General features: G+C 43.2%; 14 protein-coding genes. 9 read left to right on the top strand and 5 right to left on the bottom strand.

What is annotated here, in order from left to right:
• Positions 1 to 17: 17 nt before the first annotated feature.
• From HMPREF9331_RS11680 to HMPREF9331_RS11665, 4 genes are all read right to left on the bottom strand, one after another.
• The gene (locus tag HMPREF9331_RS11680; RefSeq protein WP_040357548.1) at positions 18 to 476 is read right to left on the bottom strand and encodes a single-stranded DNA-binding protein; all 459 of its coding nucleotides are present in this window, start codon (positions 474 to 476) and stop codon (positions 18 to 20) included.
• A gap of 33 nt (positions 477 to 509) precedes the next feature.
• The gene (gene mutY / locus HMPREF9331_RS11675; RefSeq protein WP_016421104.1) at positions 510 to 1550 is read right to left on the bottom strand and encodes an A/G-specific adenine glycosylase; all 1041 of its coding nucleotides are present in this window, start codon (positions 1548 to 1550) and stop codon (positions 510 to 512) included.
• A 2-nt stretch (positions 1551 to 1552) separates the two neighbouring features.
• Positions 1553 to 2212 carry a phosphatidylserine decarboxylase family protein gene (locus HMPREF9331_RS11670; protein WP_016421103.1) on the bottom strand — a complete coding sequence of 220 codons (660 nt, stop codon included), beginning with the start codon at positions 2210 to 2212 and terminating at the stop codon, positions 1553 to 1555.
• 107 nt (positions 2213 to 2319) lie between these two features.
• Positions 2320 to 2676 (bottom strand): SPOR domain-containing protein, encoded by a 357-nt coding sequence (locus HMPREF9331_RS11665; protein WP_016421102.1) that lies wholly within the window; start codon positions 2674 to 2676, stop codon positions 2320 to 2322.
• Positions 2677 to 3286: 610 nt separating this feature from the next.
• On the opposite strand from HMPREF9331_RS11665, the gene terL reads away from it, so the two are divergent.
• The 9 genes from terL to HMPREF9331_RS11620 all read left to right on the top strand — a co-directional run bounded on the left by terL (position 3287) and on the right by HMPREF9331_RS11620 (position 14855).
• A complete protein-coding gene (terL, locus tag HMPREF9331_RS11660) occupies positions 3287 to 5338 on the top strand; it encodes a phage terminase large subunit (protein ID WP_016421101.1) in 2052 nt (683 codons plus the stop codon).
• Between the two features lie 176 nt (positions 5339 to 5514).
• Positions 5515 to 7131, top strand: coding sequence for a CTP synthase (pyrG, locus tag HMPREF9331_RS11655; RefSeq protein ID WP_016421100.1), 1617 nt, complete (start codon positions 5515 to 5517; stop codon positions 7129 to 7131).
• Positions 7132 to 7233: 102 nt separating this feature from the next.
• A complete protein-coding gene (gene yidC / locus HMPREF9331_RS11650) occupies positions 7234 to 9090 on the top strand; it encodes a membrane protein insertase YidC (protein WP_016421099.1) in 1857 nt (618 codons plus the stop codon).
• A gap of 28 nt (positions 9091 to 9118) precedes the next feature.
• On the top strand, positions 9119 to 10411 hold the full coding sequence (gene eno / locus HMPREF9331_RS11645; protein WP_016421098.1) for a phosphopyruvate hydratase: 1293 nt from the start codon (positions 9119 to 9121) through the stop codon (positions 10409 to 10411).
• A gap of 440 nt (positions 10412 to 10851) precedes the next feature.
• Positions 10852 to 11571, top strand: a complete 720-nt coding sequence (gene bshB1 / locus HMPREF9331_RS11640; protein WP_016421097.1) for a bacillithiol biosynthesis deacetylase BshB1 — start codon at positions 10852 to 10854, stop codon at positions 11569 to 11571.
• Positions 11572 to 11579: 8 nt separating this feature from the next.
• Positions 11580 to 12413, top strand: a complete 834-nt coding sequence (locus tag HMPREF9331_RS11635; RefSeq protein WP_016421096.1) for a hypothetical protein — start codon at positions 11580 to 11582, stop codon at positions 12411 to 12413.
• Between the two features lie 10 nt (positions 12414 to 12423).
• A complete protein-coding gene (locus HMPREF9331_RS11630) occupies positions 12424 to 13272 on the top strand; it encodes a hypothetical protein (protein ID WP_016421095.1) in 849 nt (282 codons plus the stop codon).
• 231 nt (positions 13273 to 13503) lie between these two features.
• Entirely contained in the window at positions 13504 to 13851 is a 348-nt protein-coding gene (locus HMPREF9331_RS11625) for an arsenate reductase family protein (RefSeq protein ID WP_009642581.1), read from the top strand.
• A gap of 23 nt (positions 13852 to 13874) precedes the next feature.
• The gene (locus HMPREF9331_RS11620; RefSeq protein WP_016421094.1) at positions 13875 to 14855 is read left to right on the top strand and encodes an outer membrane beta-barrel protein; all 981 of its coding nucleotides are present in this window, start codon (positions 13875 to 13877) and stop codon (positions 14853 to 14855) included.
• Between the two features lie 51 nt (positions 14856 to 14906).
• Here the strand turns inward: HMPREF9331_RS11620 and HMPREF9331_RS11615 are convergent.
• Positions 14907 to 15242: DUF4294 domain-containing protein (locus HMPREF9331_RS11615; protein WP_016421093.1), on the bottom strand; the 336-nt coding region annotated here is incomplete at its 5' end.

Raw genomic sequence — 15242 nt, 5'->3', positions numbered from 1 at the left:
GAGTGTCCTTTTCTCTTTTAGAAGGGTACATTGCCCTCTTGTGAGGGGGTATCCGTCAGTTTTTCAGGCGTTTCAGCTGCCTTTTGAGGGGTACTAACTGTTCCTTGAGTTGTAGCTGTTCCCTCTTGTGGGGTATTTCTCTTAGAAGAAAGAAAACTGGTATCCTGCGCTACCACCTCTGTCACATAGCGGGTGGAGCCGTCCTGTGCCTGATATTGTCGGGTACGCAATCTTCCCTCTACATAGATCAAGTCGCCTTTCTTGGCATATTTTTCTACACGTTCGGCCAACTTGTTATATAGCACTATATTATGCCATTGGGTGTTTTCCACCTTCTGCTGGGTGGTCTTATCGGTATAGGACTCATCGGTGGCCAAAGATACCTGCCCCACACAGCTATCCTTCTCAAAATAAGTGAGTTTTACATCACTTCCTAAGCGACCGATCAGCATGACTTTATTTAAAGTTCCGTTCATTTTATAATAATTAATAGTATCAACCATTGACAATTAACAATTATCAATGTATTTTTGTATCACTACAGGCATTGGGTACTGTTTCAAGTCCACAAAAGGAATTCCCTCTGTAAGATTTTCTACCAAGGTTATATGCCAAAACGACACGTGCAAATGCTGGTGGGTGAGCTTGTGCATATAGGTTTGCTTGGGGTAGGCAATAGTTGCTGCTTGGGGATACTTCTCGTTGAGCAAAGCCCAAACTTCCTCCTGCGATAGAGCGGTCTGAGTTTCCACCAATGGAAATTCATAAAGTCCATGCCATATATCTCCCTCTCCACGCCTTTGCACTTGTGTATATCCGCGTCTATCGGAGAGTACACAATAGTGAAAATAGCGTTGGCGTATCTTCACCTTGGGTAGCTTTACAGGTAGCTGCTCCACCTTGCCTCTGTGGTAGGCTAAGCACTTGGCTTGCATCACACAGCCCATACAATCAGGTGATTGTGGCTTGCACTGGAGAGCGCCAAACTCCATTATCGCTTGGTTGTACTCCCCTGCCCGCTCTTTGTCTAACAGCTGGTAGGCTAGTTTCCTAAAATACTTTACTCCTTCGGTGGTATTGATAGGTGTTTCTATATCAAAAATACGGCTTAGCACCCTATATACATTGCCATCTACCACAGCCTTGGCTTCATTATAGCAGATAGAGGCTACAGCACTGGCAGTATAGTCACCTACTCCCTTGAGTGCAAGCAAGCCCTCATAGGTGGTTGGGAATACGCCCCCCAGCTCTCGCATGATATACTGGGCGGCCTGTTGTAGGTTCCTTGCTCTTGAATAGTAGCCCAAGCCTTGCCATACCTTAAGAACCTGCTCTTCAGGGGCATTGGCCAAATCGGCAACAGTAGGAAACTGTTCGACAAAATTCAGGTAATATGGTAGCCCTTGACTAACCCTAGTCTGTTGCAAGATAATCTCAGAAAGCCACACATAATAAGGGTTTGGCTCTCCACGCCATGGCAAATCTCGCTTATGGGCGGCATACCAACGACAGAGAATCTGTGAGAAATCGGCAAATGGTGCTTCTTCCAAGGCTATACCTCTGCTATAATGTCTATGGCTCCCTTCACTTTCTGCCCAAGGGTAACCTTCACCTTAGCCGACAGCGGCAGATAGATATCCACACGTGAGCCAAACTTGATAAAGCCTGCATCTGCGCCTTGTACAGCCATATCGCCTTCCTTGGCATAGTTGACAATGCGTTTGGCCAAGGCGCCCGCTATTTGTCGGTAGAGTACTTTTCCAAACTGCTCATTTTCAATCACCACTGTGGTACGTTCATTCTCTTCGGAGGCCTTAGGATGCCATGCCACCAAGTACTTCCCTGGGTGATATTTGCTATAGACCACTCGCCCACTCATAGGATAGCGGGTAACATGTACATTCAGGGGCGACATGAACACCGAGATCATTCGGCGCTTGTCCTTAAAGTACTCATTCTCTTCTACTTCCTCTATGACCACCACCTTCCCATCTACCGAGGAAAGGATATGATTAGGGTTCACAGGCGCCTGACGCTTTGGATTCCTAAAGAACTGTAGGATAAGAATAAAAAAGACCAAAACCACCAGCATAAGGGCGATTCTAAGCCATTCTATTAGAACAAACTGGTCTATAAGTATAAAAAGTAGCGCTGCTATAATGGTACTTACCAATATAATCTTCGCTCCTTCTCTATGGGCTTTGTAAAACATTTTTATTAATGATTAATGATTAAATGATTAATGGTTAATGATTAAATGATTAATGGTTAATGATTAATGGCATTATTGCTGGCATTAATCGTTATTGGCATTAATCATTAGTAAGGTGCTATCACAAATGCTGCTGGATACATATTTTTGACCTTAGTAAGGGCTTTTTCCGCTTCCAAACGGGTGCGAAATTGCCCCATACGCACCTTGTAGTTAGGGGTTTCAAAGGCCAAAAAACATGGATAAGAGTACTTTCCAGAGGCGCGCTTGATCTCCTCATTTGCCTCGGTGATAGTGCCGTTATATATCTGGATTTGGTAGGTCTTTTCCTGCTGCCCAAATTCTTTTTTGACCTCCATAAGGTCTTTAATCTGCTGGCTTTGATTGATTTTCATCTGTTGCCCTACGGCATACTGCCCAAAAAGGAGTAGGCCTATAGTTGCTATAAAACAAGTCCTTTTCATTAACTAAGATTTTTAGGGGCAAATATACAACTTTTTTCTCAAACACCTTCTTTACATTTTTCTATTTTTTTTCAACTGCTGACTGCTAACTACTAACCACTAACCACTGTTAAATACTTAACACCATTTTTTATTGTATAAATTCTTACTTCTCACTATGCGTTTTCTTGACTTCCCCAACCGAAATGTTGTAATTTTGCAGCGTTATTCAGTGGTCAGACGTCTGATGTCAGTAATCAGCCATTAGTCGCAACAGACTGAAAACTGACCACTGACGTCTGACCACTGATCCCCCCCTTCGCTGGCGCGAGCTTGCAGCTCGTACCTACTATGATTAGAGCCTTTGGCTCTTTATGAAGAAACTACAAATGCCAATCAATAGTAAAAAATGATTGTATAGTCCAATTCATTAAGACGCAATAAATTGCGTCTCTACGGATGACTACGCTCATCAGGAGTTGTCTTAGCCAGCGTTAGGGTAGAGACGTGAGTTTATTGCGTCTTACAAAGATTAGCACATTTATTAATCATTGTTGGCATTAATCATTAATCATTGTTGGCATTAATCATTGTTGGCATTAATCATTAATCATTGTTGGCATTAATCATTATGGAAGAGGCCTTAGAAATTCTTTGGACATACGCTCGTCGCGAGCCTTTGGATAGTAATGGAGAGACTATTGTCCCTACCATCAACAATAGTATTGCCGCCATTCGTATCATTATACGCTTGGAAGGATGGGCAATGGGAAGTGAAAAGGGAAAAATAAAGCCAAGCGAAAACTTGGAGCTTGGGTATGTGGGTGAAAAGCAGGCAACGCATAATAAGCCAGCACGCGGTTGTAGGGGCGAATGGCAATTCGCCCAATCGCAATATGCTCAACCCCAATATCCTCAACACAACACGGATAATAACACGAACAATCATAATCCCAACATGGGCGAATTGCCATTCGCCCCTACACCTGCTCAACCCCTTTTTGCCCAAACAAAATTTGCCCAATGCGATACAGACAACAATGACAATTACGACAAATACGATGGCGAATTGCCCAACATGGGCGAATTGCTCACATACTCCGCTCTCGCGGACTTTACCCCTACACCTGCTCAACACCAATATCCCCAACCCAATACAGCCCACAACAATTACCCCTCCCAAGCCTGCGCCTGCTTAGTAGCCTCCTCGCCTTCTCAGATGGGGTTGGGGGAGAGGAACTCCACTGCTGGCGCGAGCTTACAGCTCGTGCCCCAAGAAGACCTCCTCTCCTTCACCCGCCATACACTCCCTTCTTTTGCTCCTGCGCCTTTCCACTTTGCCTATTACGAGGTGCTAACCCGCTTCGCCATGGGAGAAATCAAAAAGCTGATGATCACCATGCCGCCCCAACACGGCAAGAGCGAAGGTGCTACCCGTCGCTTGCCTGCTTTTGTCTTAGGACAAGACCCTGACAAACGTATCGCTATTGTCTCCTACAATGCTATCAAAGCGCGCAAGTTCAACCGCGAACTCCAACGCATCATGGACGATGACCGCTATTACGAGTTGTTTCCACAAACGCTCCTCGCGGGTCAGGCAAGCTACCAAGAACAAGGCCGACGCAGTCGCAACTATGCCCGCAACTCCGATGAGTGTGAGATTGTAGGCTACCAAGGCAGTTTCAAGACGATTGGCGTAGGAGGTTCCTTAACTGGCGAACCTGTGGATATGCTCATCATGGACGACTTGTACAAAGATGCTTCGTCTGCTTGGTCGCCTGTCATCAGACAAAACGTGGCCGACTGGTATGATACAGTAGCCTCTACCCGTTTGCACAACGATAGCCAACAACTGTTAGTCTTTACTCGTTGGCACATGGAGGACTTGGCAGGTAGACTCTTAGAGCAGGAGGGTGTATATGACCCTATAGAAAATCCGCAAGGTTGGCTACTCGTTAGTTTCCCTGCTATACAGAACAGACCACCAAGCGAACAAGACCCCAGAGCAGAAGGAGAACCCCTATGGCCTGAAAGACATAGTTTGGAAAAACTCTTGGAAATCAAAGGTCGTTCTCCTACAGTCTTTGAGAGTTTGTACCAACAAAATCCGCAACCTTCCCAAGGGTTGATGTACGAAGAGTTCAGCTGTTATACCGACTTGCCTTCTCGTTCCTACTCAGTAGCGTATATTGATGCTGCCGATAGTGGGGCGGACTACCTATGCGCTTTGTTTTACAAAGAAGCGGAGGACGGCAACTATATTACCGATGTACTCTACACCAAAGACCCTATGGAAGTCACCGAGACTACACTTACTTATATGCTACAGCAACACCAAGTAGAGCGCTGTCATATCGAGAGCAACAACGGCGGCAACCTCTTTGTCAGCAACCTACAACAACGTTCGTGGGATATGGGCAACCGACTGACGCGCTTTAATCCTTTTCATCAGAATCAGAACAAAACAGCAAGGATTTTTGCCGCTTCTGCTTCGGTACAAAAGCTCATCAAAATGCCTTTGGACTGGAAAAAGCGTTTCCCGAAGTTTGCCCGCGACCTTACGGGTTACCTCCGCGTGGGTACCAACGCCCATGACGATGCCCCTGATGCCCTCACTGGCTCCATAGAGTGTCGCCAACCCCCGAAGAGGGTCAGCGTGGCGGAGATGTTTGGAGTAAGGTAATGATTAATGTTTAATGATTAATGTTTAATGTTTAATCATTGCTGGCGTTAATCATTAATCATTAGTGGCATTAATCATTGCTGGCATTAACCATTAATCATTGCTGGCATTAATCATTGATTTAATTTGTTTTATTCGCAAAATATACTTACTTTTGCGCTATCTTTATAAAGCTCATGGACAATACTAAATATATATTTGTTACAGGGGGCGTTACCTCTTCTTTAGGGAAAGGAATCATCGCCGCCTCGCTGGCTAAACTACTGCAAGCCAGAAATTATCGGGTTACCATCCAGAAGTTAGACCCTTATATCAACATTGACCCAGGCACACTCAACCCCTACGAACATGGGGAGTGTTATGTGACCGAAGATGGTGCCGAAACCGACCTAGACTTGGGGCACTACGAACGTTTTCTCAATGTGTATACCTCTCAAGCCAACAATGTTACCACAGGGCGTATCTACCAGAGTGTTATTGAAAAAGAACGCCGCGGTGAGTTCCTTGGAAAAACAGTACAGGTGATCCCGCACATCACCAACGAGATCAAAGACCGTATCCAGCTCCTTGGCAAAAGTGGTCAATACGATATTGTCATCACCGAAATCGGGGGGACTGTGGGCGACATAGAATCCTTGCCTTATATAGAAGCTGTCCGCCAACTCCAGTGGGAATTGGGCGATAACAATGCCATTGTAATCCACCTGACCCTTGTGCCTTACTTGGCTGCCGCGGGCGAACTGAAAACCAAGCCTACCCAGCACAGTGTAAAAGCTCTTATGGAGAGTGGCCTTAAGGCCGATGTGCTCGTATGTCGTACCGATCGCGAACTGCCCGATGACCTCCGACAAAAACTCGCTCTTTTCTGCAATGTAAAAAAGGAAGCCGTCATCCAGTCTATTGATGTCGCTACGATCTACGATGTACCCAACCTGATGCTCTTGGAAGGCTTAGATACCGTGGTACTCAAGAAGTTAGCCCTCTCCGATGCCGTGGCACCCGACCTTACCAAATGGAATAATTTCTTACAAAGACATAAGAACCCCAAGCACCGTGTACGTATCGGCTTGGTAGGCAAGTATGTAGAGCTGCCCGACGCGTACAAGTCTATCTTAGAGGCTTTTATCCACGCTGGGGCAGAGAACGAGGTAAAAGTGGAAGTGCTCATGATACACTCCGAGTATTTGGACGAGACCAACCTGCAAGACAAGCTCAGCGGCCTAGATGGCGTGCTGGTAGCACCAGGCTTTGGCGAACGTGGTATTGAAGGAAAAATCAAGGCCATACAGTATGTACGTGAGCATAAGATTCCTTTCTTAGGTATCTGCTTGGGTATGCAGATGGCCGTCATTGAGTTTGCCCGACATGTGGTCGGCTTTGAGAATGCCAACACAGCCGAGGTGAACCCCAATAGCCTCTACAAGGTCATTGACCTTATGCAAGAGCAAAAGCACGTAACCCAAAAGGGCGGCACCATGCGCTTGGGGGCTTGGGATTGCGAGCTTCAAGCCGGTAGCAAGATCTATGAGGTATACCAGCAACCACTTATCTCCGAGAGACATCGCCACCGCTATGAGTTCAATAGCGAATACCGCAAACCCCTTGAGGAATCAGGCTTGCGCTGTTCGGGTATCAACCCCAAAACAGGCTTAGTGGAGGTCATCGAACTGCCCTCTCACCCTTGGTTTGTAGGGGTTCAGTACCACCCTGAGTACAAGAGTACCGTAGCCAAGCCACACCCGCTATTTGTCGCCTTTGTCAAAGCCGCCTTGGAATACAAACTTAAAAAATAATTTAAAAATCACCTAATATTTCAGAGAAAAATATTGGTCATTTGGTTATAAAATTGTATCTTTGCCCAATATAAAATAGCTTAATCAAATCAATCACTCTTTATGGAAGAAAAACGTTCCAACCTTACCTCTATGATAGGTATGATGCTCATGGCCATAGTGCTTCTATTCTTTTTCTATCGCAATCAGCCTACCCAAGAGCAACCAAAAAACAATACAACCGAGAACACCCAACCCCAACAACCTAATAACACCACTGTTCCTGCCACTACCATCCCTACGGATTCGGTAGGACTAAGCAAATACAAAGAGACCTTAGGAGCCTTTGCTTATTCCGCTACACTGCCTTCTGCCAAAGAGGGGGCTGTTACTGAATTGGAAAACAGTTTACTCAAGCTACAGGTAAGCAACAAGGGCGGACAGATTACCAGCCTACAGGTAAAAAACCAAAAGACCTACAACGGACAGCCTGTAGAGCTGATTAAGGATAAGAATGCAAGTTTCTCCTTAGAACTCTCCACTGCGGACAATCGTACGCTAAGGACTGAGGACTTGTTCTTTGAACCTTCTCTCTCTGGCAATGTCCTTTCTATGAAGCTCCGTGTATCGGCCACTCAATATCTTGAATATGTATATACACTCCGTCCCGATGAGTATTTTTTGGATATGACCGTGCGCAGTGTGGGACTTTCTTCTGTCTTGAATACCAGCAAAGCTCCTGAGCTTACTTGGAAACTCAAGGCTCGCCGTATGGAAAAGAGTGTCACTTATGAAGACCGTTATGTACAGGCCGTAGTACAATACGAAGACAACCGCAATGATAAGCTCAGCGCCGGCGGCGAGGACTCCGAAGAGTTCAAGCAAGTTAAGTGGGTCGATTTCAAGCAACACCTCTTTAGTTCTTTCCTCATTAGCGATAAGGCTTTTGCAAGTGGGAAATTTTCTTCTAAAAATTTAGCCTCTTCCGAAGGGGATAATGTACAGTATACCAAGAACTTTGCCGCTGTATTCCCCCTCGAATATACCTCTGGTGAACTCAATGAAGCACTACATTTCTTCTATGGGCCTTCTGACTATCATATCTTTAAAAAATATGATAAGCAGTATAGTCTTACCAAAGCCATTCCTCTAGGCTGGGGAATCTTTGGCTGGATCAACAAATGGTTTGTGATTCCTGTCTTTGACCTACTTTCTAGCTATATGTCCATGGGACTGGCCATCATCGTCCTTACCATTATTGTACGTATACTACTCTCCCCTATCCAATATAAGTCTTACCTCTCTCAAGCTAAAATGAAGGTATTGCGCCCTGAGATAGAGGAAATTAACGAAAAATACAAAGGTCAAGACAATGCCATGAAGCGCCAACAAGAGACCATGGCGCTCTATAGCAAGGCAGGAGTAAATCCGCTCAGTGGTTGTATCCCTGCGCTCTTACAGATGCCTGTTTTCTTTGCCCTCTTTAGCTTTTTCCCTACAGCCTTTGTGCTTCGCCAGAAAGCCTTCTTGTGGGCTAACGACCTTTCCTCTTACGACTCCATAGCCCAATTGCCTTTTAGCATTCCTTTCTATGGAAACCACGTGAGCCTTTTCCCTATCTTGGCCTCTGTTACCATGCTCATATATATGCTTATGACCACAGGGCAAATGCAACAACCCCAGCAGGAGGGTATGCCCAATATGAAGTTTATGATGTACATCTCCCCTGTGATGATGCTCTTCTTCTTCAACAACTACGCCAGTGGATTGAGCTTGTATTACTTCATCTCCAACCTTATTACCATATTCATTATGTTGGCTATTAAGTATTGGATTATTGATGAAAAACGTATCCATGCCAAGATACAAGAGAACAAACAGAAGCCGCGTAAGGAAGGTAAGTTCCAACGCAAGTTCCGCGAAATGATGGAACAAGCCGAAGCACAACAACGCGCCCAACAAAACAACAAAAAGAAATAACCGATTATTAACCTTAATTGCTAACAATATGAGTCTTATCTTAGATGTACATGCAAGACAAATCCTCGATTCAAGAGGTAACCCTACCGTAGAAGTTGATGTAATTACCGATAACGGTTTTCGTGGCCGTGCAGCGGTACCCTCAGGAGCTTCCACTGGTGAATATGAAGCTGTAGAACTTCGCGACGGAGGTAAAGAATACCTCGGAAAAGGAGTGCTAAAAGCCGTTGAAAACGTCAATGACATCATCGCCGAAGAAATCGTTGGTATGAATGTATTTGACCAAAACCTCATTGACAAAACACTCATTGATTTGGACGGTACGCCTAACAAATCCAAGTTGGGTGCCAATGCTATCCTTGGGGTATCCCTCGCTGTAGCCAAAGCGGCCGCTGAAGAATTGGGCATTCCGCTCTACCGCTATGTAGGGGGCGTAAGTGCCAACAACCTCCCTGTACCTATGATGAACATCATCAATGCAGGTTCTCACTCCGATGCGCCTATCGCTTTCCAAGAGTTTATGATCATGCCTGTAAAAGCTGAGTCCTTTTCTCAAGCTTTGCAAATGGGTTCTGAAATCTTCCATAACCTCAAAAAAGTACTCCACGATCGCGGACTTAGCACTGCCGTAGGGGACGAAGGAGGTTTTGCTCCTACCTTTGAAGGTACTGAAGACGCCTTGGATACTATCAAAAAAGCAGTAGAGAAAGCAGGTTACAAGTTTGGTGAAGAAGTAAAAATCGCCCTTGACTGTGCCTCTTCCGAATTCTACGAAGATGGCGTATATGACTACACCAAGTTCGAAGGCGAAAAAGGTAAAAAACGTACCTCTGCCGAACAAGTAGCTTACCTTACTGAATTGGTGAACAAATACCCAATCATCTCCATAGAAGATGGTATGGACGAAAACGACTGGGACGGCTGGAAACTCCTCACCGATGCCATTGGCGATCGCGTACAGCTCGTTGGGGACGACCTTTTCGTAACCAATGTGAAACGTCTTGAAAAAGGAATCGACTTGGGAGTAGCCAACTCTATCCTTATCAAAGTAAATCAGATTGGTACCCTTACCGAAACCATCGCCGCTGTGGATATGGCACACCGTGCAGGCTACACCTCTATCATGTCTCACCGCTCTGGAGAGACCGAGGACAACACCATTGCCGACCTTGCCGTAGCGCTTAACACCCGCCAGATTAAGACAGGTTCTGCCTCTCGTTCTGACCGTATGGCCAAGTACAACCAACTTCTTCGCATAGAGGAAGAATTAGGTGATGTAGCTTTCTATCCTCAGGAAAAAGCCTTCCGCGTAAAGAACTAAGACAGCCCTTACTCCTAAGAGAATAAGTATATTTTTTTAGTGAGTTCAAAAATTTTCGACAAAAACTTTTTCAAAGTCTTGCACTTTGGAAAAGTTTTTGTATATTTGCACAAATTATAGAATCCATTATTAATGATTAATGCCAACAATGATTAATGATCAATTAATCATTAATCACTAGTGTCCCTTTAAATTTTATAGTTCTTGTATTGTAGTTATGTGCTGGCGCGAGCTTGCAGCTCGTGCCTTACATAGACAGAACTTGTAGCTCTTTTGTCTAAAGATAGAGGTTCTTTGTAATAGAAAAGAAAAATCAAATCCGTTCTATTTAGAAAATTCTATAACTAACTATATATCAAATATTTAAAATAATATTTTATTTTTTTAATGGGACACTAATGAACATTAACCATTAACCATTAATCATTGAACATTATTTTATGAAATTAGACATTTTAGCATTTGGCGCACACCCCGACGATGTAGAATTGGGCTGTGCAGGTACCCTTGCCAAGGAAATTAGCTTAGGCAAGAAAGTAGGTATTATAGACCTTACCCAAGGCGAATTGGGTACCCGTGGAAGTGCCGAACTCCGCCGAAAAGAAGCCGATGAGGCCGCTCGTATCCTCCAGATTAGTGTTAGGGAAAACCTCTGCTTTGCCGATGGGTTCTTCCTCAATGACAAACATCACCAGTTAGAAATTGTCAAGAAGCTACGTAAGTATCGCCCTGAGATTGTGATCTGTAATCCCTTTGAAGATCGCCATATAGACCATGGCAAGGGCGGCAAGCTCGTCAGTGATGCTTGCTTTTTGAGTGGTTTGCGCCGTATAGAAACCACCGATGAAAATGGAAACCCACAAGAGGCCTGGCGTCCCAAGGTCGTTTATCACTATATACAGTGGAAAGACCTCCGTCCCGATTTCGTGGTAGATATCACTGGTTTCTTGGAAAAAAAGATTGAGGCTGTATATGCCTATCGCTCTCAGTTCCTCCCCGACGAAGGCAATGACCCTCAGACTGTTATCACTAGCCAGAACTTCCAAGATAGTATCAAGTTCCGTGCTCAGGAGTTGGGGATGCTCATCAACCGCGACTATGCTGAAGGGTTCAATGTAGAACGCTATGTTGCCGTAGACAACCTTAGCGACCTGATTTAAAACTATTTATGAATTATCTATTAAGCTCTTTTCTCTTCTTTCTTTGTGCGCTCTGCTGGGAGCAAAAAGAAAAACAACGATTTGCTTACCAGCTACAAGGCGAAGTAAAGACCCTAACAGTAACCAAGGAAGAACTCCCTGAGTCGCAAGGAAACTTAAATGTGGATAACTTTGACGACAATCAGCAGATTACCTTTGCCCCCCAAGGGCGTATCATTGAGTTTGTCAGTTATCGCAAGGGAAAAAGACCTACAACCATCAAGAAAACAAGCTATGATGCTAAGGGTAGACTGACCAGAGAAATCCTTAGTATCGCTGCTGAAGACCTAACACAAACTACCATTTATGAGTATGATGATACACAGAAAAGGGGAAAAGCTACCTCCACTTCTACTGGATTTCCTAACAAAAAATCCAAAATGGAACTGACTATGACCCCTAATGATCAAATCGCTGAGGTGATTGCCTATGGTTTCGAGGGAGAGCTAATAACAAAATCTGTACTTGAATACAACAAAAACAAATACCTAACCCAATCTCGTACTTATAATGATAAAAACCAACTTGAACATAAGTCTTCTTATGAGTATGATCATAACAATAGACTAACAAAAGTAGAAAATACAATTATCCGACCTCACTTTGAGATAAAGAGTTCCTTTGAATATATCTACGAGAATAATATTTACCCTATAAAACATATCTTTACGCTTAACCAAGAAGCACCAATCTCTTATTCTTTCCAATATAAGTTAGATCACAAAGGTAATTGGATAGAAAAGACATATTTGCACAAGGGAAAAGCTGTTGCTATTATCAAAAGAGAAATTACCTATTATTAGAATACCCATCATGAGAGCTTTAGCTTATTTATTGTTTGCCTTATATACTTACACTTCCTTTGCTCAGGATGATGAACCACTTAAATATTTCTTTTTAAGAGGAAAAGTAAAAACTATACGTATGTATCCTTACAAAGTAAAAGAAAACGAAGATAAAACAATAGAAAAAATACTTAGTAATGGTGTATTATACGACAAAAATGCTTTTATAAAGCTCAACAAAGCAGGTAAAGTAACCAAAAGAATATTCTATGATGACAAAAATAAAGTCTTAGGAAAGAGAAAAATCTTTTACGATCACAAAAATAGGCGAAAAAAAGAAAAAGTATACGACAGCAAAGGCAAATTGACTAGAGAATTCATCATGACGTATGATGAAAAAAGAAAAGAAAGTCGAGAAGTTTTCCATTTAGAAAAAGACCGCGATTTTCAGCGTATCACCCTTTGCCGATTAGATGATAATGGTAACCCTGTTGTTTGTATTACCTACTATTCCAACGGAGAGATTATTGAGAAATGTTATATAAGGTACGACGATTTTGGTAACCTCGCTGAACGCATATTTATAACCCCCGATGATGAGAAAAAATACGTCTATCAAAATGAATACAACCTTATAGGGTTTCCAACCAAGTTAGTCAAAGAGGATTACGTCAATTTCACCGACAATTTCAGAGTCAATTATTTCTATAAAGACAACCATCCTCCTTATGCACAATCCATCAGTGCCAATGGCGTACTGCCCGCCTACTCCGAACTCTCTTATCAGTATGACAAAAAAGGAAATTGGATACGCAAAGAAGTCCGCTACAAAGACAAATTAGTATTTATCGTAGAACTAAAACTCACCTATTATTAATGATTAATGCCAACAATGATTAATGATTAATGCCAGCAATGATTAATGATTAATGCCAGCAATGATTAATGATTAATCCACCCTATACTATTAAATATTAATCATTGAACATTAATCATTGAACATTAATCATTAAACATTAATCATTAAACATTAATCATTAAACATTAATCATTAAACATTAATCATTAATCATTAATCATTAAACATTAATTATTAAACATTAAAGAATTGATCATTTATCACAACTCCCATTGCAGCAAGAGCCGAGAGTGCTTAGCTTTCCTCAAAGAGGAAGAATACCCTATTGAAATTGTAGATTACCTTAAAAATCCCCCTTCTGTAGAGGAAATAAAGGAACTACTACGCAAATTGGCGATCAAACCTATTGATTTGGTGCGCAAAAAAGAAGCTATTTGGAAGGAAGTCGGCAGCGATACCCTATCCGACGAACAAATCATAGACCTACTACACCAATACCCCAAACTTATAGAACGCCCAATCCTTATAGATGGGGAGCGTGCTATCATTGCACGCCCTTTGAGTACTGCCCAGCAGTGGCTCCATACACCAGAATAAAAATCAAACTTAATTATTACATAATGAAGAGAATTTTCTTATTAGCTGGCCTACTTGTAGGTAGCTACACAGCCTCTGCTCAGGTATATGTATCTGCTACAGGAGGATACGCTTGGGGAGTACCTTCCACCAAGATAGGCGAAGAGAGTATCAACGGCAAAGAAAGTGTACGCTTTGGCACTTTCGGGGAAGGGGTCAACTCCCAACTTAGAGTGGGGTATTTCTTTAACAAGACTTGGGGCGTAGATGTCAGCGTAGGCTATCTCCATGGGAAAGACCAAGTGGTAAAGCGTGAAGTTAGCGAAAAGAATATTGCCGGCACCCCTCTGAAAGCCACCATTGACGGCGAAGTCATCGGGCGTGGACGTGCCTTTGGAGCTGCCCTTTCTGTAACCTACAACTTTACCGACAACTTCTACGGACGTTTTGGCTTACTTACCAAAATAGGCGGAAAAACTGAAGCAATAGCACATTCCTACACCACTACCCAACAAGATATTCCTGCGCCTATTGTAACTATCCTAAAGACTGTAGTACCTGCATTGGCCAAAGTGGATGAAGGAGCATCCATCTCCTCTGGTGCAACCATTGAGACTTCCTATACAGAAGATTTCAAGGGGAAAATACCTTTTGGTACGATTGCTGCCTTGGGGTATAACTATCATATTGATGATCACCTATCTATCTTCGCCGAATTGGAGTATATGAATATCGCTGTAAAGCGTGACTATTCTCAGCTGAGAGACTTCAAACAAACCTTCAAGGCCAACCTTAGTATAGGAGGTGCTACCCGCACTATAGAAGTGCCTCTAAAAGACTTAGATGGCTTTACCAATGATACTTACAACGATGCCCTCCGCGGACAGGTATATCATAAGCGTACCAACTATGTAGAAGAGGCTAGCAAAGAAGAGCTTGAAAACAAATTAAACAACAAAAAACTCACTGAAAAGGCTTCTTATTCTTCTCTTGGACTTAATTTTGGTATCAAATATACTTTCTAACAAACAAAAAAGGGCGAACCTTTGTTTTGTTCGCCCTTTTTCCTTAATTCTTTACTGATTAGCTGGCTTTGTACGCCATTTTTTCTCTATAGCCTCATAGTTTATCGCTATAGCAGGAGGTTGCATCTCCAGTTCTCCCTGAGAGAAAGCCCTCAAAAGGATATCCTCTATCCAAAAATCTTCCTCCTCACTCTCTGGAGCATAGATACTCTTGAGTGAGAGGTCGTAGAACCAAGCCGTATTGTTATACCAAAAAGCCCGCCAACCACTGCGTAGGTGCTTGACCAAGTCATAAGCCGAATAGCCCGTCTGCCTGTAGATGAGCTTGATGAGAATACGCCCTTGTGAGCGAGAAAGTTTCTTTAGTTCATCTGTGAAACGCGCCTC

Source organism: Capnocytophaga granulosa ATCC 51502, from assembly GCF_000411115.1.
Taxonomy (GTDB): Bacteria; Bacteroidota; Bacteroidia; order Flavobacteriales; family Flavobacteriaceae; genus Capnocytophaga; species Capnocytophaga granulosa.
Note: the sequence above shows the minus strand (reverse complement) of the source record. Positions and strands in the feature narration are given on the sequence as shown.

What these genes read in the sequence shown, in the direction of transcription:
- HMPREF9331_RS11680 (WP_040357548.1), bottom strand. Translation starts at nt 476, where the DNA reads ATGAACGGAACTTTAAATAAAGTCATGCTGATCGGTCGCTTAGGAAGT.
- HMPREF9331_RS11670 (WP_016421103.1), bottom strand. Translation starts at nt 2,212, where the DNA reads ATGTTTTACAAAGCCCATAGAGAAGGAGCGAAGATTATATTGGTAAGT.
- HMPREF9331_RS11665 (WP_016421102.1), bottom strand. Translation starts at nt 2,676, where the DNA reads ATGAAAAGGACTTGTTTTATAGCAACTATAGGCCTACTCCTTTTTGGG.
- terL (WP_016421101.1), top strand. Translation starts at nt 3,287, where the DNA reads ATGGAAGAGGCCTTAGAAATTCTTTGGACATACGCTCGTCGCGAGCCT.
- pyrG (WP_016421100.1), top strand. Translation starts at nt 5,515, where the DNA reads ATGGACAATACTAAATATATATTTGTTACAGGGGGCGTTACCTCTTCT.
- yidC (WP_016421099.1), top strand. Translation starts at nt 7,234, where the DNA reads ATGGAAGAAAAACGTTCCAACCTTACCTCTATGATAGGTATGATGCTC.
- eno (WP_016421098.1), top strand. Translation starts at nt 9,119, where the DNA reads ATGAGTCTTATCTTAGATGTACATGCAAGACAAATCCTCGATTCAAGA.
- bshB1 (WP_016421097.1), top strand. Translation starts at nt 10,852, where the DNA reads ATGAAATTAGACATTTTAGCATTTGGCGCACACCCCGACGATGTAGAA.
- HMPREF9331_RS11635 (WP_016421096.1), top strand. Translation starts at nt 11,580, where the DNA reads ATGAATTATCTATTAAGCTCTTTTCTCTTCTTTCTTTGTGCGCTCTGC.
- HMPREF9331_RS11630 (WP_016421095.1), top strand. Translation starts at nt 12,424, where the DNA reads ATGAGAGCTTTAGCTTATTTATTGTTTGCCTTATATACTTACACTTCC.
- HMPREF9331_RS11620 (WP_016421094.1), top strand. Translation starts at nt 13,875, where the DNA reads ATGAAGAGAATTTTCTTATTAGCTGGCCTACTTGTAGGTAGCTACACA.